This is a genomic window from Serratia nevei (assembly GCF_037948395.1).
GTDB lineage: Bacteria > Pseudomonadota > Gammaproteobacteria > Enterobacterales > Enterobacteriaceae > Serratia > Serratia nevei.
On record NZ_CP149940.1, the window covers coordinates 5019317 to 5041009 of the forward strand.

The following is a 21693-nucleotide window of genomic DNA, read 5'->3' on the forward strand; positions in this document are numbered from 1 at the left end:
TCAACTATTGAGCTAATGCTATGATCCGTATAACAGATGCTGCACAGGAACACTTTGCCAAACTGCTGGCAAATCAAGAAGAAGGCACCCAAATCCGCGTATTCGTGATCAACCCGGGCACGCCGACGGCCGAATGCGGTGTCTCTTATTGCCCGCCGGACGCGGTAGAAGCGACGGATACCGAACTGAAGTTCGACAAACTGTCCGCCTATGTCGATGAGCTGAGCGCGCCGTATCTGGAAGACGCCGAAATCGACTTCGTGACCGACCAGTTGGGTTCTCAGCTGACGCTGAAGGCGCCGAACGCCAAAATGCGCAAGGTCGATGACAACGCGCCGCTGATGGAGCGCGTGGAATACGTGCTGCAGTCGCAGATCAACCCACAGCTGGCGGGCCACGGCGGCCGCGTGACGCTGATGGAGATCACCGACGACAACATGGCGATCCTGCAGTTCGGCGGCGGTTGCAACGGCTGTTCGATGGTCGACGTCACGCTGAAAGAAGGCATCGAGAAAGAGCTGCTGCAGAAGTTCCCGGAGCTGAAGGGCGTGCGTGATCTGACCGAACACCAGCGCGGCGAGCACTCTTACTACTGATACCCGGCGCTCACGCCACGGTAGATAACGCAATGCCGGAAGGGGGAACCCGTTCCGGCATTGTCGTTTTTAGCCCACCGACACCTTGCGCCGCCGTTTGTCCAAATCCTTCAGCAGCCGGTTTATCCGCGGATCGGCGAACATCTCCTCCAGCGTTTGGGTCAGCTTGCGCCGCCAGTTAGGGTACTGGTCACTGGTGCCGGGAATATTGACCGGATCGGCCATGTCCAGCCAGTCTTCCGGCTGCAGGCCGAGCAGGGCGCTGGCGCTGTCGGCGACATAACGCTGCAGACCGCGGTTAAGCAGCGGACTCATGCCGAGCAGCGCCGCCCTCTTGCCCACCTTCTGCGGCACGCAGCCATAGCGATGCAACCCGTCCAGCAGCCCTTGCTTGGCGCGTTCCCGATCGGCGAACAGCGCCCGCAGGATCTCCGCGTCCGGATAGAGCCCCAGTCGGTTGCCCAGTGTCAGATCGCCGCTTTGCCAATAGCCGCGCAACGTCGGCAGATCGTGGGTAGTGATGGTCGCCATCGCCTGCACCGGATAGGCCTGCGGCGCGCGGAAATGGTGTTCACCGTCGCTTTCGAAATACAGCACTTTGTAGGAATAGACGCCGCTGTCGCGCAGCTTGCCGACGATCTCTACCGGCACGGTGCCGAGATCCTCGCCGATCACCATGCAACGGTGGCGCTGGCTTTCCAGCGCCAGCACCGCCAGCAGATCGTCCACCGGGTATTTGACGTAGGCGCCGCGATCGGCGGTTTCGCCATAAGGGATCCACCACAGCCGCAGCAGCGCCATGACGTGATCGATACGCAGCGCGCCGCAGCTGGTCATGTTGGCGCGCAAAAGATCGATGAACGGCTGATAACCGCGCGCCGCCATCACGTGCGGATCCATCGGCGGCAGGCCCCAGTTTTGCCCCAGCGGCCCCAGGATGTCCGGCGGTGCGCCGACCGACGCTTTCAGGCAGTACAGCTCGCGGTCGCACCAGGTTTCCGCCCCGCCTTCCGCCACCCCGACCGCCAGATCGCGATACAGACCAATCGGCATCTGCTGCTGCCGGCTCTGCTCAAAACACTGCGCAAACTGCGTGGCCGCCAGCCATTGCAGCCACAGGTAAAAGCGGACCGCGTCCTGATGTTCGTCGCAGAACTGCCGCACCGCTTCGCTCTGCCCCCGCCGATAGCCCTCGGGCCAGGCCGGCCATCCCCACTGGCTGGCGTCTTTGGCCGCCAGGTGGGCATGCAGCGCGTCGAACGCCGCCTGCTGATACAGGCTGTCGCCGCCCTCAGTCACGAACCGTTCGAACGCCTGACGCTGCGCGTCGTTCGGCTTGCGCGCCTGAAACAGCGGGAACGTCAGCTTCAGCGCCGCCAGCTTCAGCTGCATCACGGCGGTGTAATCCACCCACTCCGCGGAGCGCGCCTTGGCCAACTGCTTCTGCGTCGCCGGCTTCTGCCACCAGCGCTGCGCCGCGTCGCTGCGCTGGAAATCCTCCACCGCGTTGACGTCGATATACGCCAGATTCAGCCAGCGGCGCGACGAGGGGCTGTAAGGGCTGGCGCTCTCCGGGTTGGCCGGATACAGCGCATGGATCGGATTGAGACCGACGAAGGCACCGCCGCGCTCCCCCACCTGCTCCACCATCAGACGCAGATCGCCGAAATCGCCGATGCCCCAGTTGCGATCAGAACGCAGCGTATACAGCTGAACGCAGGCGCCCCACAGTTTCTTGCCGGTCAGCAAGGCGTCCGGCTCGAAGCAGCGCCTCGGCGCGACGATCACTCGGCATGGCCACTGCCGTGCGCCCTGGCTCAGCGTCAATTGGTGATACCCCGCCGGCAGGTCGCCGGGCAGCGTCAGGGTCTTGCGCGCGCCGACGCGCCCCTGCAGGCATTCGCCGTCTTCACGCTGCAGCACCCACAGGTAGTCGCCTTCGCCCGCCGGGGTCAGCGCCAGCGGCGCGCCCTGATAGAACACCTTAACCGCCGGCAACGGCGATGCCGCCCCTTCCTGCGCGGCATCGCCCCGATTCATGGCCGCCAGCAGCTTGCGCTTGGTCTCCGGCTCAATCGCCTGCCGCTTGCCGTGGGCATTGATGAAATCGGCAGCGATCCCCGCCTGCGCTGCCGCCTGATCGATACGCTTACGATCCATTCGCTCTCCTTAACGTTTGGCTTGCCAGATGCGCTGCTGGTAATCGCGAATCGAGCGATCCGAGCTGAACATGCCGACGCGCGCAGTGTTAAGGATAGTCCGCCGCGTCCATTCGTCCCGGTCGCGGTACAGTTCGTCGACCCGGCGCTGCGCCTGGCAGTACGAGGCGAAGTCCGCCAGCACCAGATAGGGATCGCCGCCTTCCAGCAGGCTGTGCAGCATCATGTCGAACGCGTGCTTGTCGCCGTGGCTGAACGCGCCGCTCGCCAGCTCGTCCAAAATCGCCTTCAGGTGCTTGTCTTTCTTGCGGTAGCTGAGCGGATCGTAGCCCTTCGCCAGTATCGCCTTCACCTGCTCCACGGTATTGCCGAAGATAAAGATATTGTCTTCGCCCACCTGCTCGGCGATTTCGACGTTGGCGCCGTCCAGCGTGCCGACCGTCAGCGCGCCGTTCAGCGCCAGCTTCATGTTGCCGGTGCCGGAGGCCTCTTTACCGGCGGTGGAGATCTGCTCGGAGATATCCGCCGCCGGGATCATCAGTTCGGCCACCGACACGCGGTAGTCGGGAATGAACGCCACTTTCAGGCGATCTTTCACCAACGGATCGTTATTGATCTTCTCGGCCGCCTGGTTGATCGCGTAAATGATGTTTTTCGCCAGGTAGTAGCCCGGCGCCGCCTTGGCGCCGAACAGGAAGACGCGCGGTACGATGTCCAGATTCGGGTTGTCGCGCAGCTGGCGATACAGCGACAGGATGTGCAGCAGGTTCAGGTGCTGGCGTTTGTACTCGTGCAGACGCTTGATCTGCACGTCGAAAATTGCGTCCGGGTCGAGCGTCAACCCCATCACGCCGTGCACGTAATGGGCCAGCGCCACCTTGTTGTCGCGTTTGATCTGCTGATAACGCTGGCGGAACGCCGCGTCGTCGGCGAATTTTTCCAGCCCGCGCAACGCGTCGAGATCGTTCGCCCATTCCACCTTCAGCGTCTCGTCGATCAGGCCCGACAGCGCCGGGTTGCACTGTTTCAGCCAGCGGCGCGGCGTGATGCCGTTGGTGACGTTATGGAATTTGTTCGGCCACAGCTGGTGATATTCCGGGAACAGATCTTTCACCACCAGATCCGAGTGCAGCTGAGCCACGCCGTTGACCGCAAAGCCGCTGACCACGCACAGGTTGGCCATGCGCACCTGCTTGTTGTGATGCACCGCCAGTTTGGCCCACACCGCCTCGTCGCCCGGCCAGTGCTTATCCACCTGCTTTTTGAACCTGGCGTTGATCTGTTTGATGATGGAGAAATGGCGCGGCAGCAGGCTGCGCACCAGTTTTTCATCCCAGCACTCCAGCGCTTCCGGCATCAGGGTGTGGTTGGTATAGGCGAAGGTGTTGCTGGTGATCGCCCAGGCCGCCTCCCACTCCAGCTGGTGTTCGTCCAGCAGAATACGCAGCATTTCCGGAATGGCGATGGTCGGGTGGGTGTCGTTCAGCTGGATCACTTCGTACTTCGGCAGCTCTTCAATCTTGCGGCCGGCCTGATGGTGCTTGCGCAAAATGTCCGCCACCGAGCAGGCGCACTGGAAATACTGCTGCATCAGGCGTAGGCGCTTGCCGGCCTGATGGTTGTCGTTCGGGTAGAGCACCTTGGTCAGCTTGTCGGCTTCTACGCCCTGCTTCTCCGCCTGCAGGAATTTGCCGTCGTTGAAATCGCTCAGGTTGAACGGATGCTGATGGGTCGCCTGCCACAGGCGCAGCGGCTGCGCCACGCCGTTGCGATACCCCAGCACCGGCAGATCCCAGGCTTCGCCGCGCAGGGTGAAGGCCGGGCGCCACAGTTCGCGGCCGTCGGCCTGCTTTTCCAGCTTGCCGCCGATGCCTACATCCACCGCCAGCGCGGCGTTGTGGCGGAACCACGGGTAGCTCTCGCGCTGCCAGTTATCCGGCGCCTCTTGCTGCTGCCCGCCCTGGAACGACTGGCGGAACAGCCCGTACTGGTAGTTCAGCCCATAGCCGGTGGCCGGTTGCTCCACCGTCGCCATCGAGTCGAGGAAACAGGCCGCCAGGCGCCCCAGCCCGCCGTTGCCCAGCGCCGGATCGGTTTCCTGCTCCAGCAAATCCGCCAGCTTGACGTTCTGCTCCGCCAGCGCCTGCTCGACGGTGTCGTACCAGCCCAGGTTGATCAGGTTGTTCGCCGTCAGCCGGCCGATCAGAAACTCCATCGAGATGTAGTTCACGTGGCGCAGCGGTTTGGCGCTTTTGCGCGGCGCCGGCTGCGCGGCCAACTGCTCGGCCAGCGCCGCACTGACGGCTTCCCACCATTGATGCTGCGTCATCTGCTGTGCGGAACTGAGGCCGAACCGTTGCCACTGGCGGGCAAGCGCCGCCAGAAAAGCATCCTTCTTGAGCGTAGGCTGTGACATAAGGAAAACTCTCTATCCAGTAAGTGGGTCAAATTGCCGCTATCGTGCCGGTGAGAAAGCCTGACGGCATCATCCCGCCTGGGGATTAGCTGGGGAGGAGGATTGGGGCGTAGCTGGAATTGTGATCTCAGGCACTTTTTGACTCCCTTGCAACGATGCAAAAAAGCCCGCCAACGCGTGCGGCGAGCACTGAGAACGTTAACCATGACGTTAGCACAAGTATTCGCACTGCTGAAGTTTTGTCCATGGCCGGAAATGCGATCTGCAACCGCATCGCCGCGCGCCGGCGCCAAACGTAAAAAAGTGTGATCGATAGCAACTTAACTCCAAGCCGATGCGGAAGCTTGTTGCAATACGTTTAGGGTTGGCAGAAGTTAGGGGGAGCTATTAATTACGAACCATAAAATAATTAGCGCCACTCCAATCCCGGCGGGAACCGCGATTTATACCCTGGAATACTATGCTGATCCCATCAAAACTGAGCCGCCCGGTACGGCTGCAAAATACCGTGATCCGCGATCGCCTGCTGGCCAAACTGGCCAGCGCGGGCAACTATCGCCTGACACTGGTCAATTGCCCGGCGGGATACGGGAAAACCACGCTGATCGCCCAATGGGCGGCCGGCAAGGCCGATCTGGGCTGGTATTCCCTGGATGAGAGCGACAACCAGCCGGAGCGCTTCGCCAGCTACCTGATCGCCGCGCTGCAGCAGGCCAGCGGCGGCCGCTGCGTCAAGAGCGAGGCACTGAGCCAGAAGCATCAGTACGCCAGCCTGTCGGCGCTGTTCGCCCAGCTGTTTATCGAGCTGGCCGACTGGCACCAGCCACTGTACCTGGTGATCGACGACTACCACCTGATCACCAACGACGCCATCCACGAAGCCATGCGCTTTTTCCTGCGCCATCAGCCGGAAAACCTGACGCTGATCCTGCTCTCGCGCACCCTGCCGCCGCTCGGCATCGCCAATCTGCGGGTGCGCGATCAGCTGCTGGAAATGGGTACGCAGCAGCTGGCGTTTACCCATCAGGAAGCCAAACAGTTCTTCGACTGCCGCCTGGCGGCGCCGATGGAGCAGCAGGACAGCAGCCGCCTGTGCGACGAAGTCGAAGGCTGGGCCACCGCGCTGCAGCTGATCGCGCTGTCGGCCCGCCAGTCCGCCTCGTCGGCCCAGCTGTCGGCCAAGCGCCTGGCGGGGCTGAACGCCAGTCACCTGTCCGACTACCTGGTGGACGAAGTGCTGGATCACGTCGATGCCGATGCGCGCGCCTTCCTGCTGCGCTGTTCGGTGCTGCGCTCGATGAACGACGCGCTGATCGTGCGGCTGACCGGCGAAGACAACGGCCAGCAGCGGCTGGAGGAGCTGGAGCGCCAGGGGCTGTTTATCCACCGCATGGACGACACCGGCGAATGGTTCAACTTCCACCCGCTGTTCGCCTCTTTCCTGCGCCAGCGTTGCCAGTGGGAACTGGCGCTGGAGCTGCCGAGGTTGCACCGCGCCGCCGCCGAAGGCTGGCTGGCGCTGGGATATCCGGCAGAGGCCATTCACCATGCGCTGGCGGCCAGCGACGTCAGCATGCTGCGCGATATCCTGCTGCAACACGCCTGGTCGCTGTTCCACCACAGCGAACTGGCCTTGCTGGAAGAGTGCCTCAACGCGCTGCCCTATGAGCGCCTGATCCAGAATCCCAAGCTGGCGCTGCTGCAGGCCTGGCTGGCGCAGAGCCAGCACCGCTACGGCGAGGTCAACACTCTGCTGGAGCGCGCCGAGCGCACCATGCGCGAACAGAAAATCGAGATAGACCAAACGCTGCACGCCGAGTTCGACGCCCTGCGCGCACAGGTGGCGATCAACGCCGGCAAACCGGAAGAGGCCGAACGGCTGGCGACCGAAGCGTTGAAATTCCTGCCGCTATCCAGCTATTACAGCCGCATCGTCGCCACCTCGGTGACCGGCGAAGTGCACCACTGCAAGGGCGAGCTGGCGCGCGCGCTGCCGATGATGCAGCAAACCGAGCAGATGGCGCGTCGCCATCAGGCCAACCATTACGCGCTCTGGGCGCTGCTGCAGCAGAGCGAAATCCTCATCGCCCAGGGCTTCCTGCAGGCCGCTTACGAAACCCAGGACAAGGCGTTCGAACTGATCCGCGAGCAGCACCTGGAACAGCTGCCGATGCACGAGTTCCTGCTGCGCATTCGCGCGCAGATCCTGTGGTCGTGGTCGCGGCTGGACGAGGCGGAAGACGCGGCGCGCACCGGGCTGAAAATCCTGGCCAACTACCAGCCGCAGCAACAGCTGCAGTGCATCGCCATGCTGGCCAAATGCTCGCTGGCGCGCGGCGATCTGGACAATGCCAATACTCACCTGCAGCGCTGCGAAACCCTGCTGCACGGCGCCCACTACCATCGCGACTGGCTGACCAACACCGACAAGTCGCGGGTGATCCACTGGCAGATGACCGGCGACACCGCCGCCGCCGCCCAGTGGCTGCGCCACACCGAAAAGCCCGGCATGGCGGATAACCACTTCACGCAGGGCCAGTGGCGCAACATCGCGCGGGTGCAGATTCTGCTCGGCCAGTATGACGAGGCCGGCGTGGTGCTGGATGAACTGAACGAGAACGCCCGCCGGCTGCGGCTGGTGAGCGATCTCAACCGCAACCTGCTGCTCAGCAACCAGCTGTACTGGCTGCAAGAGCGCAAGGGCGAAGCGCAGCAGGCGTTGATCGAAGCGCTGTCGCTGGCCAACCGCACCGGCTTTATCAGCCATTTCGTCATCGAGGGCGAAGCGATGGCGCAGCAGCTGCGCCAGCTGATCCAGCTCAACACGCTGCCGGAGCTGGAACAGCATCGCGCCCAGCGCATCCTGCGCGACATCAACCAGCATCATCGGCACAAGTTCGCGCATTTTGACGAGAACTTCGTCGATAAGCTGCTGACCCACCCGCAGGTGCCGGAGCTGATCCGCACCAGCCCGCTCACCCAGCGCGAATGGCAGGTGCTGGGGCTGATCTATTCCGGCTACAGCAACGACCAGATCGCCGGCGAGCTGGACGTGGCGGCCACCACCATCAAGACGCACATCCGCAACCTGTACCAGAAGCTCGGCGTGGCTCATCGCCAGGAGGCGGTGCAGCAGGCGCAGCAGCTGCTGAAGATGATGGGGTACGGCGCCTGAGAGTCAGCGCTGGCCGTAATAGGCGCCGGCGCCATGTTTGCGGCTGAAATGCTTTTCCAGCAGATAGTCATCGATCCGCCGTAGGTCGGGGTTAATATCCCGGCTGATCCACGCCATTTTCGCCACCTCCTCCAACACCACGGCGTTATGCACCGCCTCATCCGGCGTCCTTCCCCAACTGAACGGGCCATGCTGATACGCCAGGATACCGGGAACGTGCAACGGTTCACGCCCTTTCAGGGTTTCGATAATCACCCGACCGGTGTTCAGCTCATATTCCCGCGCCACCTCTTCCGCCGTCAGCCCGCGGGTACAAGGAATATCGCCGGAAAAATAGTCGGCGTGGGTGGTGCCGAGCACCGGTATCGCTTCCCCTGCCTGCGCCCAGGCGGTGGCATGGGTGGAGTGCGTATGCACCACACCGCCGAGTTGAGGGAATGCCCGGTACAGCGCCAAATGCGTCGGCGTATCGGACGAAGGCCGCAGTTGCCCCTCAACAACCTCACCTCGCGCATTCACCACCACCATATCCTCAACCCGCATCGTTTCATAAGGTACGCCGCTGGGTTTGATCACCACCAGCCCACTGGCCCGATCGATGCCGCTGACATTGCCCCAGGTATAGGTCACCAGCCCGTGCTCAGGCAACGCCATATTGGCTCGGTACACCTGACTTTTCAGTTGCTCCAGCATGCTACCTCCTTATTTCCAACCCGGCCTCGACCATGCGTTCAACCACCCAGGCACGCGCCTCCCGCACCGCCCGCAGCGGATCGTTCGCTTTCTCGCTCCACATCTCAAGCAGATAGGGACCACGATAGCCGCTCGCAAGCAACGTTTCGAAACAGCGTACGAAATCCACTACGCCCTCGCCGAACGGTACATTCTTAAACTCCCCCGGCCGCGTATCCTTAACGTGTACCGCCACGATATGTCCGCGCCCGGCCATGAGCTCCATCGGCACATCGTTGTCCCAGGCAGACAAGTTGCCGATATCCGGGTATAGCTGAAACCACGGGTTATTCAGGTAGTGGGCATAGCCCAACGCCTTGCTGATCGAGTTCATCAGCGGATAGTCCATGATTTCCATCGCCAGCATGACCTGAGCACGGCTGGCCATCTCTACCGCCTGCACCAATCCGGCGCGGAAACGGGTGCGGGTCTGCGCAGTAGACTGCTGGTAATAAACGTCATACCCGGCCAGTTGGATCACCCGGATGCCGGTATCCTGCGCCAGCCGAATAGCTTTTCGCACGATATCCAGTCCTCGGTCGCGCGTCGTGTCGTCTTCACTGCCCAACGGAAAACGCCGGTGGGCGCTGAGGCATAAAGAAGGCACGCGCACACCGCTCGCCGCAACGGCGCTAACCAACGCGAGCCGCTGTTCAACGCTCCAGTCCAGCCGCGCCAGGCGGCCGTCGCTTTCATCGATCGACATTTCAACGAAATCGAATCCCAACTCACCCGCCAGTTGCAGGCGCGTCAGCCAGTCCTCGCCCGGCGGCAACGCTTTCTCATAGATGCCCAACGGCACGGATTTGTGCAACATAACCGCTCCTCAGCCCCACCGCTGGGCGATGACACGTTTAAATTCCCGCGCCGCCGCGACCGGATCGGCGGCATCACGAATGCTGCGCCCGGCGATAAAGACATGGATGGGAATACCTTGGAACAGAGGCAAATCCTCCAGCGCCAGTCCGCCGGTGACCGTCACCTTAAAACCCATCTCGCTCAGGCGACGAACCGCGCGAATATCGTCATCGCTCCAGGATACCCCCGCCGCCTGCGCGTCACGGCTGCGGTGATACACCACCTGACCAATTCCCGCTTCACGCCACGCCTGCGCCTGTTCCCAGGTCCAGAACCCCGTCAGTTCTATCTGCACGTCACCACCGAACTCATGTGCCACCTGCAGCGCGCCCTTGGCCGTATTGATGTCAGCGCAGCAGATCACCGTGATCCAATCGGCATGCGCCTCGAAGCATATTCGCGCCAAAATCTGACCCGCATCGGCGATTTTTGCGTCCGCCAACACGATGCGATCCGGATACAGCGCTTTTAAATCGCGTACGGCTCGCACGCCTTCCGCCACGCACAAAATAGTGCCGACTTCGATGATGTCGACTTCGGCCGCGATCAGGCGAATCGTGTCGTAAGCCGCAGCCATGGACAGGTTATCCAGCGCCACCTGCAACATCGGTAAATGCGTGTTCATTGGTTGTCTCCTTCAATTCGCCGCCGCCGTAGACGTTTTGTCGATCAACGCCAATACCTCGCTCGCGTGGCGACAGGCCCGCAAGCGATCGAAATTCGCCTCATCTTCAAACAGGTTCACCACTTGCATGATCCCCACCTCCTGATGCGTTTTGGCGTCCACCGCCGCCATGGTGATCAAGATGTCTATCGGATCGTTATCCTCATCACCGAAACACACCGGCGTCTTCAGGGTGACCAAGGCGAAGCCTGTTTTCAGCACCCCTTCCTCCGGCCGGCCGTGCGGCATCGCCAGGCCCGGCGCCAGCACGAAGTAAGGGCCGTGCCGTTCGACGCCGGCCAAAATGGCGTCAAAATAGCGGGGCTCCACCACGCCGGCGGCCACCAGCAGATCGACCCCCAGCCGCACCGCCTGGCGCCAGTCGGCAGCCTCCGCCTGCAGTTGGATAGCGTTATTCTGCGCCAACGAATCGCTCAGCTTCATGACTCGCTCCTCACTGCTTCAAATCTTGCGGAAAATGCGCGCCGATGACGTCCATCAGCTTCGGGCCGAAGTCCGCCGCCGAGAGCATATTGCGTACCCCGACCACGTATTTGTTGCCGCTGACGACGATTTCATCCGCGACATGGGTGGAAGCAATGATGATGTCAGCCCCATTCAACTCGGATTTGTATTCCCCCACCGCACAGCTGTTGACCGAATGATCCACGCCTTGCTGCGTTAAAAATTGGTCGACTTTCATTTTCATGATCATGGAACTGCCTTGTCCGCAACCGCATACCGCCAGGATTCGTACCGTCATAATCTGCACTCCTATTAACGTGACGCCGATTCAACCGATTGTTTTTCAGCATCTTCTTCCGCACGCAGGGTGCGTCCGGCGAAGAACATGTACAGCAGGGCGATAACGATCACCACGCCCATAAACCACAGGCCCAGACTCAGCCCTTGCATCAGCGGCGGCGCCAGAATCGACCAGTCCGCCATGCCCATCCAGGCACTTAGCCCAGTCAGTTTGATGGCCCACACGCAGCCGAAGATCTCTATCATTCCCATCACCAGACAGATCTTCATCGCCGCGCGCCAGCCACCAAAGTGGTTAGCGAATACGCCGATGGTGGCGTTAGAAAAGAACATGGGAATGAAACCGGGAATAATCATGATGGAAGAGCCAAGCGCTAACAGTATGCCGACGGCGATCAGTTGGCCGATGGTGCCCCACATAAAACCCCACACCACGGCGTTGGGCGCGAAGCTATAAATGGCGGCACAGTCGATGGCCAGTACCGCGCCGGGGATCAGACGTTGGGAAATGCCGTTAAAGGCCTCGGTCAATTCGGCGACGAACATGCGCACGCCCTGCACGATGATGAAAATCGCCACCGCGAACATCAGCCCGGTTTGCAGGATATAGATGCTCCAGTGAGTTTTACCGGCCATCGCCTGCAGAGTGTCCAAGCCGAACGAGCACAGAATGATGCCGAAAAACAGCGTCATCACGATGGCGGTGGACACGATGTTGTCATGGAAAATGTTCAGCCACCCAGGCAGCTTCAGATCTTCTACGCTGTCCTCTTTTTTACCGAGATACGGCGCGGCCTTGTATGCCAGCCACGAAGCGAACTGCTGTTGGTGCCCAATGGAGAAACCGCTGTTTTCCGTTACCGCCTGCGTCGGTTTGAACATCATGTTGGAGGTGATGCCCCAGTACAGTGAAGCCAAGAGCGCACTGCACAATACCGTCGTCCACATGCCGTAACCCAGAATGTAGAAAAATACCGCGATCAGCCCAACTTGCTGAAACATGATGTGGCCAGTGAGCATAATGGTGCGGATGCCGGTGATGCGCCTCAACAACACGTAGAGTATGTTCAGCGCCAATGCCAGCAAGACCGCGTAGCCGACCCAACTATAGGCGTCCCCCATACGTTCGATGGTGGCCATCATCGAGGCATAGGTATCTGAAATCGCCCCGTTGATGCCGTATACCTCGGACAACTTCGCCACAACGGGTTTGAACGTGCCGGTCAGGATGCCGGAGCCGGCCTGCAATAACATGAAACCGATAATGGTTTTGATCGTGCCTTTGATAATGACCGCCGCGCTTTTGCGCAGCAACGTGTAACCCAACAGCGTAACCAACCCCAACAGCAGCGGTGCATTGGTCATCACCTGGTTAAAAAAGACGGTGAAGATGGTGTAAAGAGTTTCCATACGGCTCTCCCGAAAAGGTTGGCATGCAGGTAACGCCTTCACCATACCAATCACAATAAATCACAAAAAGATCATAAATGATTATTTGTGAACAACCTCGCAAGTTAAAAATCAATTCCACTAACATTCAATGAATTAGACGACTTACACTTTATTACCTATTGAATTTAATAGCAGTTAATCAAACAAAAAGGAGAGAAAACGCCGGCGCAGCGCGTAAATCCTGCGGCGTTTACGTGTATTTCGATCGTTGTCAGTTGAAAAAAACGGTGCTAGATTCGATCAAAACACATCACATAAAATCTTTAAATGATTACTTGTGATTTTATTATCACCACCAACGAGGAAAGACCCATGAGTAAAGTCAACGACATCACCCGCGAGTCCTGGATATTGAACACCTTTCCCGAATGGGGCACCTGGCTGAACGAAGAGATAGAGCAGGAGAACGTCGCGCCCGGTACTTTCGCCATGTGGTGGCTGGGCTGCACCGGCATCTGGCTCAAGTCTGAAGAAGGCGCCAACCTGTGCGTCGATTTCTGGTGCGGCACCGGCAAGCAGAGTCACGGCAACCCGCAGATGAAAACCGGCCATCAAATGCAGCGCATGGCCGGGGTGCGTAAACTGCAACCGAACCTGCGCACCACCCCATTCGTGCTCGATCCGTTCGCCATTACCCAGCTCGACGCCGTGTTGGCCACGCACGATCACAACGATCATATCGATGTGAACGTCGCGGCGGCAGTGTTGCAGAACTGCGCCCCCACCGTCCCGTTTATCGGGCCGCAAAGCTGCGTAGATATCTGGATCGGCTGGGGCGTGCCGCCGGAGCGCTGCATCACCGTCAAACCTGGCGACGTGATAAAAATCAAAGACATTGAAATTCATGCGCTGGACGCCTTCGATCGCACGGCACTCATCACATTGCCGGTGGAACAAAAAGCGGCGGGCGTTCTGCCGGACGGCATGGACCTGCGGGCGGTCAACTACCTGTTCAAAACGCCGGGCGGCAACCTTTATCACAGCGGCGATTCCCACTACTCCAACTATTACGCCAAGCACGGCAACGATCATCAGATCGATGTCGCCCTCGGTTCCTACGGCGAGAACCCGCGCGGCATTACTGACAAGATGACCAGCGCAGACATCTTGCGCATGGCGGAATCGCTGAACGCCAAGGTCGTTATCCCCTTCCACCACGATATTTGGTCTAATTTCCAGGCAGATCCGCAGGAGATCCGCGTGTTGTGGGATATGAAAAAGGACCGGCTCAAGTACGGTTTCAAACCGTTTATCTGGCAGGTTGGCGGCAAGTTCATCTGGCCGCAGGACAAAGACAATCTGGAATATCACTACCCGCGCGGGTTCGATGATTGTTTCATCCAGGAACCCGACCTGCCCTTCAAGTCTTTCTTGTAATCAATCGGTGTTGCATACGGATGCGCGCTTTTGAACGGCAATGATTCAAATCGTCAAACGGCGCGCATATAATCGAAGGCAACGACGTTTTTTCTCTCCACGGAGCCCGCATGACAGAGTCCCAACGCCACAACGCTATTCTCGATCTCTTGCAGCGCAAGGGGCAAATCTCCGTGGCGGACGTCATCGCGGCGTTTGACATCTCTCCGGCCACCGCGCGCCGGGACATCAACAAGCTGAATGAAATCGGCAAATTGCGCAAAGTACGCAACGGCGCCGAAGCCACGCAAACTCCGCGCCCGGCCTGGACGCCGCTCAATATCCACCAAACCCAGCACCTCGATGAAAAAATGCGCATCGCGGCAGCGGCGGCACAGCTCTGTCAGCCGGGTGAAAGCGTGGTGATCAACTGCGGCTCCACCGCATTTCTGTTGGGCCGTGAAATTTGCGGCAAGCCGGTTCAGGTGATCACCAATTATCTACCGCTGGCCAATTACCTGATCGATCAGGAACACGACAGCGTGGTGATCATGGGAGGCCAGTACAACAAAACCCAGTCGATTACTCTGGCGCCTCAGGAAGGCGACGCAACCCTGTACGCCGGGCACTGGATGTTCACCAGCGGTATCGGCCTCACCGCTGACGGTTTGTATAAAACCGATATGCTGACCGCGATGGCAGAACAGAAGATGCTCAACTATGTCGGTAAACTGGTGGTGCTGGTCGACAGCAGCAAAGTCGGCCAACGCGCCGGCATGCTGTTCAGCCGCACCGAGCAAATTGCCATGGTGATCACTGGCCGGGCCGCCGATCCCGCCATCGTTGAGCAACTGCGTCAGCAAGGCGTTGAAGTGCTGCTGGTGTGACAAAACCACAACCTTACTCTGGTCTTAAACGCCGCAGAGTTGGTTACAATAGCGGCGTCCCCCAATTACGAGGCAGTCAGCAGTATGGAACAGTTCGAAGCGATCAACGTTGAGCAGGCGTACACCCGCTGGAAAGAGGGCAGCGCCGCCCTGGTCGACATCCGCGATCCGCAAAGTTTTGAAGCCGGGCATACGCCGGGCGCCTTTCACCTCACCAACGCCACCCTGTCGGCCTTTATGCAACAAAACGACTTCGAGCGGCCGGTGATGGTGATGTGCTACCACGGCAACAGCAGCCGCAGCGCGGCGCAGTACCTGCTGCACCAGGGGTTCGACGCGGTCTACAGCATCGACGGCGGCTTCGAGGCCTGGGCCCGCCAGTATCCGCAAGACGTGGAAACCTCTGCCTGATCCCCGCCGCCCGCCGTGCGTCGGCGGGCTTCCCCTTCATTTTTGTGCGCGTTTTCGCGGGTTTTTCGCAGATCCGTTTGCCAGCGCTCAGGATTTCGACGTTATAATCGGCCGTCAGGGTCGCCGGCGAGCAAGCCGCGGCCAAAATCATTCACTTACGACGGAAGAGCAATGGTTAGAGTAATCGCCATATCCAACCCGCGCCTGGCGCTGGCCTTTGTCGACTATATGGCGACCCAGGGCATCCGGCTTGAGCTGCGCAACAGCGGCGAGGCGGCAGAAATCTGGCTGGCCGACGACGGCCACCTCGAACAGGTGCAACACGAGCTGCAGCAGTTTCTGGTCGATCCGCTCAACCGCCGTTATCAGGCCGCCAGCTGGCAGACCGGCCATACCGACGCCGGCCTGCACTATCAGAGCGAATCCTACCTGCACACCCTGCGCAGCAAGGCCGGGCCGCTGACGCTCGGCGTGATGGTGCTGTGCATCGCGGTCTACATCCTGATGCAGGTGCTGGGCGACAACACCGTGATGTACTGGCTCTCCTGGCCGCAGGACAGCAGCCAATACACGCAGCTGTGGCGCTGGGTCAGCCATGCGTTCCTGCATTTCTCCCTGCTGCATATCCTGTTTAACCTGATGTGGTGGTGGTATCTCGGCGGCCAGATGGAAAAACGCCTCGGCGCCGGCAAGCTGTTCGTGCTGGCGGTGGTGTCGGCCTTCTTCAGCGGCTGGGCGCAATCGCTGTTCAGCGGCGCGCTGTTCGGCGGGCTGTCGGGCGTGGTCTATGCGCTGATGGGCTATGTGTGGCTGACGGGCGAACGGGCGCCGGAGCGCGGCCTGATGCTGCCGCGCGGGCTGATGGTGTTCTCGGTGCTGTGGCTGGTGGCCGGATATTTCGATATTTTAGGAATGTCGATCGCCAACGCGGCACACGTAGCCGGTTTAGTGTTAGGGTTATTGATGGCATTTTGGGATACGCGTCATCGCGCACACAACGAACAATAACAGCCGGGAGCTGTGCCCAGCGGGCACAGCGGGCGTTTTAGGGGATTATCGTGAAGCAAACACAGCGTCATGACGCAATTATCGAGCTGGTGCGCCTGCAGGGTTACGTCAGCACGGAAGAGCTGGTGGAACATTTTGACGTCAGCCCGCAAACGATTCGCCGCGATTTGAATGACCTGGCCGACCAGAACAAGATCCAGCGTCACCACGGCGGCGCGGCGCTGCCTTCCAGCTCGGTCAACGCTGCCTATAACGATCGCAAGGTGATGTGGTCGGAAGAGAAAGCCCGCATCGCGCAGCGCGTCGCCAGCCAGATCCCGGACGGCGCCACGCTGTTCATCGATATCGGCACCACGCCGGAAGCGGTGGCCCATGCGCTGATGAACCACAAGAACCTGCGCGTGGTCACCAACAACCTCAACGTCGCCACCCTGCTGACCGCCAAGGAAGACTTCCGCCTGATCCTGGCCGGCGGCGAAGTGCGCACCCGCGACGGCGGCATCATGGGCGAAGCCACCCTGGACTTTATCTCCCAATTCCGCCTCGATTACGGCATTCTCGGCATCAGCGGCATCGATATGGACGGCTCGCTGCTCGAATTCGACTATCACGAAGTGCGCACCAAACGCGCGATTATCGAAAATTCCCGCTGCGTGATGCTGGTCACCGACCACTCCAAATTCGGCCGCAACGCCATGGTCAACCTGGGTAACATGAATCTGATCGACTACCTGTTTACCGACCAGTTGCCGCCGCCGAGCGTGATGAAAATCATCGAGCAGTACGACGTGCAGCTGGAGCTGTGCTGATCCGCTGTTAACCTGCGGGGCGCGCCGCCGCCCCGTTTCCTACCCCCCGCCCTCTTTATCGACAGCCGTTTGCGCGCTCGCGCCATATCCACATCATTTATGTGACTATCATCACCAAACTGTTACCTCTATCACGCCTAAATGTTTTTGTTTGGTTAAGTCTTGGCTTGCTTGTTGGTTTTTGATTACAATCATGAGCGAAAACGAACATGAAAGAGCTATTTCGAACATCTGGAGGAAGATGACGTGGAAACCAAAGACTTGATCGTTATCGGTGGCGGCATCAACGGTGCCGGCATCGCGGCGGATGCTGCCGGGCGCGGGCTGTCGGTACTGCTACTGGAAGCGCAAGACTTGGCCTGTGCTACGTCTTCCGCCAGTTCCAAACTGATCCACGGTGGCCTGCGCTACCTGGAACACTACGAATTCCGTCTGGTGAGCGAAGCGCTGGCCGAGCGTGAAGTGCTGCTGAAGCTGGCGCCGCACATCGCGTTCCCGATGCGTTTCCGCCTGCCGCACCAGCCGCACCTGCGTCCGGCCTGGATGATCCGTATCGGCCTGTTCCTGTACGATCACCTGGGCAAACGCACCAGCCTGCCGGGCAGCAAGGGCTTGCGCTTTGGACCAGAGTCGGTGCTGAAGCCTGAACTGAAGCGCGGTTTCGAATATTCCGACTGCTGGGTCGACGATGCTCGCCTGGTGGTACTGAACGCGCAGGAAGTGGAAAAACGCGGCGGCGAAGTGCGCACCCGCACCAAAGTGACCCGCGCATGGCGTGAAAATGGCCTGTGGATGGTGGAAGCGGTCGATATCGACAGCGGCAAAACCTTCACCTGGCGCGCCAAAGGCCTGGTGAACGCCACCGGCCCGTGGGTGAAAAACTTCTTCGACGACGGCCTGAAGCTGAAATCGCCTTACGGCATCCGCCTGATCAAAGGCAGCCACATCGTGGTGCCGCGCGTGCACGATCAGCCGCAGTCTTACATTCTGCAGAACGAAGACCACCGCATCGTGTTCGTGATCCCGTGGAATGACGAGTTCTCCATCATCGGCACCACCGACGTGGAGTACAAAGGCGATCCGAAGGACGTGAAGATCGACGAGAACGAAATCGCTTATCTGCTGAAAGTGTACAACGATCACTTCAAGAAGCAGCTGGGCCGCGACGACATCGTCTGGACATACTCCGGCGTGCGTCCGCTGTGCGACGACGAATCCGATTCGCCGCAGGCGATCACCCGCGATTACACGCTGGACGTGCACGACGAGCAAGGCAAGGCGCCGCTGCTGTCGGTCTTCGGCGGCAAGCTGACCACCTACCGCAAGCTGGCCGAGCACGCGATGGAAAAACTGGCCCACTACTACCCAGGCTGCGGCCCGGCGTGGACCAAAAACGCCACGCTGCCGGGCGGTGACATCGGCGGCGATCGCGACGGCTACGCAGCCAAACTGCGCCATGCGCACGGCTGGCTGCCGGAAGCCCTGGCGCGCCGCTATGCCCGCACCTACGGCAGCCAGAGCGAGCTGATCCTGGCCGGCGCCAACGGCCTCGGCGATCTGGGCGAAGACTTCGGCCACGGTCTGTATGAAGCCGAACTGCGCTACCTGACCGACAAAGAGTGGGTCGTAGAGCTGGACGACGCCATCTGGCGCCGCACCAAGCTGGGCATGTGGCTGGACGAAGCGCAGCAGGCGCGAGTGAAAACCTGGCTGGCGGAACACGCGAAAACGAAAGCGCTGTCTCTGGCTTCCTGAGCCGCAGCGTAACGAAAAAGGGCCGGTTATCCGGCCCTTTTCTTTGCGCTTTCTCTTCCGTCTTACAGCTTCACCGGCTGAATGTGCCAGATTTCGTCCGCGTATTCCTGGATGGTGCGATCGGAGGAGAAGTAGCCCATGTTGGCAATATTCAGCACCGCGCGCCGCGTCCACTCGTCCTGATTAAGATACACCTCGTCCACCTTGTCCTGCGTATCCACGTAGCTGCGATAATCCGCCAGCAGCTGGTAGTGATCCCCCAGGTTCACCAACGAGTCGAACAGGTTGCTGTAGCGCTTCGGTTCGTCCGGGCTGAACACGCCGGTGGCGATCTGCGTCAGCGCCTGATGCAGCTCGGGATCCTGCTCGTAGTATTGATGCGGGTTGTAACCGTTGCGGCGCAGTTCCTCCACCTGTTCGGCGGTATTGCCGAAGATAAAGATGTTCTCCTCCCCCACGTGCTCGCGCATCTCGACGTTGGCGCCGTCCAGCGTACCGATGGTCAGCGCGCCGTTCAGCGCAAACTTCATGTTGCTGGTGCCTGAGGCTTCGGTGCCCGCCAGCGAGATCTGTTCCGACAGATCCGCCGCCGGGATAATGATCTGCGCCAGGCTGACGCCGTAGTTCGGAATGAACACCACCTTCAGCTGGGTATGCACGCGCGGATCGTTGTTGATCACTTTGGCCACGTCGTTGATCAAGCGGATGATCTGCTTGGCGGCATAGTAGGCCGAGGCCGCCTTGCCGGCGAAGATCACCACCCGCGGCACGCGCTCGATCTCCGGATCGTCCAGCAGGCGGTTATACAGCGTGATGACGTGCAACACGTTGAGCAGCTGCCGTTTGTACTCGTGGATGCGCTTGATCTGCACGTCGAACAGCGCATCCGGGTTGACCACCACGTTGAGCGTTTTGGCGATGTACAGCGCCAGCCGCTCCTTGTTCTGCCGCTTGGCGCGCTGCACCGCCTGCAGGAAACTCGGGTAATCGACGTTGGCTTTGATCTCGCTCAACTGGCTGAGATCGGTGCGCCAGGTTTGCCCGATGCAGTCGTCCAGCACCGCCGCCAGCGGCGGGTTGGCCAGCGCCAGCCAACGGCGCGGCGTCACCCCGTTGGTTTTGTTGCAGAAACGATTGGGGAACAGCCGGGCGAAGTCGGCGAACAGCGACTGCACCATCAGCTCGGAATGCAGGGCGGAAACGCCGTTGACCTTGTGGCTGGCCACCACTGCCAGCCACGCCATGCGCACCCGGCGGCCGTTGGTTTCATCGATGATCGAGACCCGCGCCAGCAGGTCATTGTCGCCCGGCGCCACTTCCTGCACCATCTTGAGGAAGTGATCGTTGATTTCGAAAATCAGCTGCAGATGGCGCGGCAAGATGCGCCCTATCATGTCCAACGGCCAGGTTTCCAGCGCCTCGCTCATCAGCGTGTGGTTGGTGTAGGAAAACACCTGCTCCACCACTTCCCAGGCGTCGAGCCACTTGAATTTGTGCTCGTCGATCAGCCGGTGCATCAGTTCGGGAATCGACAGCACCGGGTGAGTGTCGTTAAGGTGAATGGCGATCTTGTCCGCCAGGTTGTCGAAGGTTTTGTGCATCAGCCAATGGCGGTTAAGGATGTCCTGCACCGTGGCCGACACCAGGAAATACTCCTGCCGCAGCCGCAGCTCGCGCCCGGAGGAGGTCGAGTCGTCCGGATACAGCACGCGCGACACGTTCTCCGAGTGGTTTTTATCCTCCACCGCGGCGAAATAATCGCCCTGGTTGAACTTGCCGAGGTTGATCTCGTTACTGGCCTGCGCGCTCCACAGCCGCAGGGTGTTGGTGGCGTCGGTGTCGAAACCGGGGATCACCTGATCGTAGGCGATGGCCACGATCTCTTCGGTTTCCAGCCAGCGCGCCTTGGCGCCCTCCTGCTGCACGCGGCCGCCGAAGCGCACCTTGTAGCGGGTGTTGTGGCGCGGAAACTCCCACGGATTGCCGTACTCCAGCCAATAGTCCGGCGATTCCATCTGCTGGCCGTTGACGATGTTTTGCTTGAACATGCCGTACTCGTAGCGAATGCCGTAGCCGCGCCCCGGCAGCGCCAGCGTCGCCAGCGAATCGAGGAAGCAGGCCGCCAGGCGCCCCAGACCGCCGTTACCGAGGCCAGGGTCGTTCTCTTCTTCCAGCAGTTCACCCAGGCTCAACCCCATTTCGTTCAGCGCGTTGTCGATGTCCTGATAGATGCCCATCGACAGCAGCGCGTTCGACAGGGTGCGGCCGATCAGGAACTCCATCGACAGGTAATACACCTGCCGCACGTCCTGCGACAGCTGGGCGCGGTTGGAGCGCAGCCAGCGTTCAACCATGCGATCGCGCACCGCGAACAGCACGGCGTTCAGCCAGTCGTGCCGGTTGGCGATGGCCGGATCCTTGCCGACGATAAACATCAGCTTATAGGCGATGGAGTGTTTCAGCGCTTCCACACTGACCGTAGGTGAGGTGTAACTAAACGGTGAAGTCATGGCTTTTTGATCCCTTTTAGGGAGCCCAGCCATTCGCCGCGGAATAGCTGGCCCCGCTGAACATGGACGCGGTACGCCGCGCCCCGACAATCAACCCAAACGGCTGCCCGCCGCGCGTCAACTCAAGACGCGAAACGCGG

General features: G+C 60.3%; 17 protein-coding genes. 8 read left to right on the forward strand and 9 right to left on the reverse strand.

The features are described from left to right. The first annotated feature begins 20 nt into the window (after window positions 1-20). A complete protein-coding gene (gene nfuA / locus V8N38_RS24025) occupies window positions 21-596 on the forward strand; it encodes a Fe-S biogenesis protein NfuA (protein WP_033631902.1) in 576 nt (191 codons plus the stop codon). A gap of 69 nt (window positions 597-665) precedes the next feature. On the opposite strand, the gene malQ is transcribed toward nfuA, so the two are convergent. Next, complete coding sequence (gene malQ / locus V8N38_RS24030; protein ID WP_060441392.1) at window positions 666-2756, reverse strand: 4-alpha-glucanotransferase; 2091 nt, start codon at window positions 2754-2756, stop codon at window positions 666-668. 9 nt (window positions 2757-2765) lie between these two features. Next, window positions 2766-5171 (reverse strand): maltodextrin phosphorylase, encoded by a 2406-nt coding sequence (gene malP / locus V8N38_RS24035; protein WP_055311831.1) that lies wholly within the window; start codon window positions 5169-5171, stop codon window positions 2766-2768. 460 nt (window positions 5172-5631) lie between these two features. On the opposite strand from malP, the gene malT reads away from it, so the two are divergent. Further along, window positions 5632-8346, forward strand: coding sequence for an HTH-type transcriptional regulator MalT (gene malT, locus V8N38_RS24040; protein ID WP_147840511.1), 2715 nt, complete (start codon window positions 5632-5634; stop codon window positions 8344-8346). A gap of 3 nt (window positions 8347-8349) precedes the next feature. On the opposite strand, the gene V8N38_RS24045 is transcribed toward malT, so the two are convergent. From V8N38_RS24045 to ulaA, 6 genes are read right to left on the reverse strand one after another with little or no spacing between them, the layout of a single operon-like run. Beyond that, window positions 8350-9036: an L-ribulose-5-phosphate 4-epimerase gene (locus tag V8N38_RS24045; RefSeq protein ID WP_147840534.1), complete on the reverse strand. Its 687-nt coding sequence runs from the start codon at window positions 9034-9036 to the stop codon at window positions 8350-8352. A gap of 4 nt (window positions 9037-9040) precedes the next feature. Beyond that, window positions 9041-9895 (reverse strand): L-ribulose-5-phosphate 3-epimerase, encoded by an 855-nt coding sequence (locus V8N38_RS24050; protein WP_147840512.1) that lies wholly within the window; start codon window positions 9893-9895, stop codon window positions 9041-9043. 9 nt (window positions 9896-9904) lie between these two features. Next, on the reverse strand, window positions 9905-10561 hold the full coding sequence (locus V8N38_RS24055; RefSeq protein ID WP_147840513.1) for a 3-keto-L-gulonate-6-phosphate decarboxylase UlaD: 657 nt from the start codon (window positions 10559-10561) through the stop codon (window positions 9905-9907). 12 nt (window positions 10562-10573) lie between these two features. Further along, on the reverse strand, window positions 10574-11044 hold the full coding sequence (ulaC, locus tag V8N38_RS24060) for a PTS ascorbate transporter subunit IIA (RefSeq protein ID WP_047729674.1): 471 nt from the start codon (window positions 11042-11044) through the stop codon (window positions 10574-10576). Window positions 11045-11054: 10 nt separating this feature from the next. After that, window positions 11055-11363 carry a PTS ascorbate transporter subunit IIB gene (gene ulaB / locus V8N38_RS24065; protein WP_047729673.1) on the reverse strand — a complete coding sequence of 103 codons (309 nt, stop codon included), beginning with the start codon at window positions 11361-11363 and terminating at the stop codon, window positions 11055-11057. 14 nt (window positions 11364-11377) lie between these two features. After that, on the reverse strand, window positions 11378-12775 hold the full coding sequence (gene ulaA, locus V8N38_RS24070) for a PTS ascorbate transporter subunit IIC (RefSeq protein ID WP_060424498.1): 1398 nt from the start codon (window positions 12773-12775) through the stop codon (window positions 11378-11380). A 354-nt stretch (window positions 12776-13129) separates the two neighbouring features. On the opposite strand from ulaA, the gene ulaG reads away from it, so the two are divergent. The 6 genes from ulaG (at window position 13130) to glpD (ending at window position 19043) form a co-directional block, all read left to right on the forward strand. After that, window positions 13130-14194 (forward strand): L-ascorbate 6-phosphate lactonase, encoded by a 1065-nt coding sequence (ulaG, locus tag V8N38_RS24075; protein WP_147840514.1) that lies wholly within the window; start codon window positions 13130-13132, stop codon window positions 14192-14194. Window positions 14195-14304: 110 nt separating this feature from the next. Continuing rightward, window positions 14305-15060, forward strand: coding sequence for an HTH-type transcriptional regulator UlaR (gene ulaR, locus V8N38_RS24080; RefSeq protein WP_060424494.1), 756 nt, complete (start codon window positions 14305-14307; stop codon window positions 15058-15060). Between the two features lie 84 nt (window positions 15061-15144). Beyond that, a complete protein-coding gene (gene glpE, locus V8N38_RS24085; RefSeq protein ID WP_004930790.1) occupies window positions 15145-15471 on the forward strand; it encodes a thiosulfate sulfurtransferase GlpE in 327 nt (108 codons plus the stop codon). 171 nt (window positions 15472-15642) lie between these two features. Beyond that, window positions 15643-16479, forward strand: coding sequence for a rhomboid family intramembrane serine protease GlpG (glpG, locus tag V8N38_RS24090; RefSeq protein WP_084827091.1), 837 nt, complete (start codon window positions 15643-15645; stop codon window positions 16477-16479). Window positions 16480-16529: 50 nt separating this feature from the next. Beyond that, window positions 16530-17288 carry a DeoR/GlpR family transcriptional regulator gene (locus tag V8N38_RS24095; protein WP_004930797.1) on the forward strand — a complete coding sequence of 253 codons (759 nt, stop codon included), beginning with the start codon at window positions 16530-16532 and terminating at the stop codon, window positions 17286-17288. 246 nt (window positions 17289-17534) lie between these two features. Then, window positions 17535-19043: a glycerol-3-phosphate dehydrogenase gene (gene glpD / locus V8N38_RS24100; protein ID WP_147840515.1), complete on the forward strand. Its 1509-nt coding sequence runs from the start codon at window positions 17535-17537 to the stop codon at window positions 19041-19043. A 62-nt stretch (window positions 19044-19105) separates the two neighbouring features. On the opposite strand, the gene glgP is transcribed toward glpD, so the two are convergent. Continuing rightward, a complete protein-coding gene (gene glgP / locus V8N38_RS24105) occupies window positions 19106-21553 on the reverse strand; it encodes a glycogen phosphorylase (protein WP_055311829.1) in 2448 nt (815 codons plus the stop codon). Window positions 21554-21693: the final 140 nt, after the last annotated feature.

Coding starts and splice junctions, on each gene's coding strand:
- nfuA (WP_033631902.1), top strand. CDS start 21: ATGATCCGTATAACAGATGCTGCACAGGAACACTTTGCCAAACTGCTG.
- malQ (WP_060441392.1), bottom strand. CDS start 2,756: ATGGATCGTAAGCGTATCGATCAGGCGGCAGCGCAGGCGGGGATCGCT.
- malP (WP_055311831.1), bottom strand. CDS start 5,171: ATGTCACAGCCTACGCTCAAGAAGGATGCTTTTCTGGCGGCGCTTGCC.
- malT (WP_147840511.1), top strand. CDS start 5,632: ATGCTGATCCCATCAAAACTGAGCCGCCCGGTACGGCTGCAAAATACC.
- V8N38_RS24050 (WP_147840512.1), bottom strand. CDS start 9,895: ATGTTGCACAAATCCGTGCCGTTGGGCATCTATGAGAAAGCGTTGCCG.
- V8N38_RS24055 (WP_147840513.1), bottom strand. CDS start 10,561: ATGAACACGCATTTACCGATGTTGCAGGTGGCGCTGGATAACCTGTCC.
- ulaC (WP_047729674.1), bottom strand. CDS start 11,044: ATGAAGCTGAGCGATTCGTTGGCGCAGAATAACGCTATCCAACTGCAG.
- ulaB (WP_047729673.1), bottom strand. CDS start 11,363: ATGACGGTACGAATCCTGGCGGTATGCGGTTGCGGACAAGGCAGTTCC.
- ulaA (WP_060424498.1), bottom strand. CDS start 12,775: ATGGAAACTCTTTACACCATCTTCACCGTCTTTTTTAACCAGGTGATG.
- ulaG (WP_147840514.1), top strand. CDS start 13,130: ATGAGTAAAGTCAACGACATCACCCGCGAGTCCTGGATATTGAACACC.
- ulaR (WP_060424494.1), top strand. CDS start 14,305: ATGACAGAGTCCCAACGCCACAACGCTATTCTCGATCTCTTGCAGCGC.
- glpE (WP_004930790.1), top strand. CDS start 15,145: ATGGAACAGTTCGAAGCGATCAACGTTGAGCAGGCGTACACCCGCTGG.
- glpG (WP_084827091.1), top strand. CDS start 15,643: ATGGTTAGAGTAATCGCCATATCCAACCCGCGCCTGGCGCTGGCCTTT.
- glgP (WP_055311829.1), bottom strand. CDS start 21,553: ATGACTTCACCGTTTAGTTACACCTCACCTACGGTCAGTGTGGAAGCG.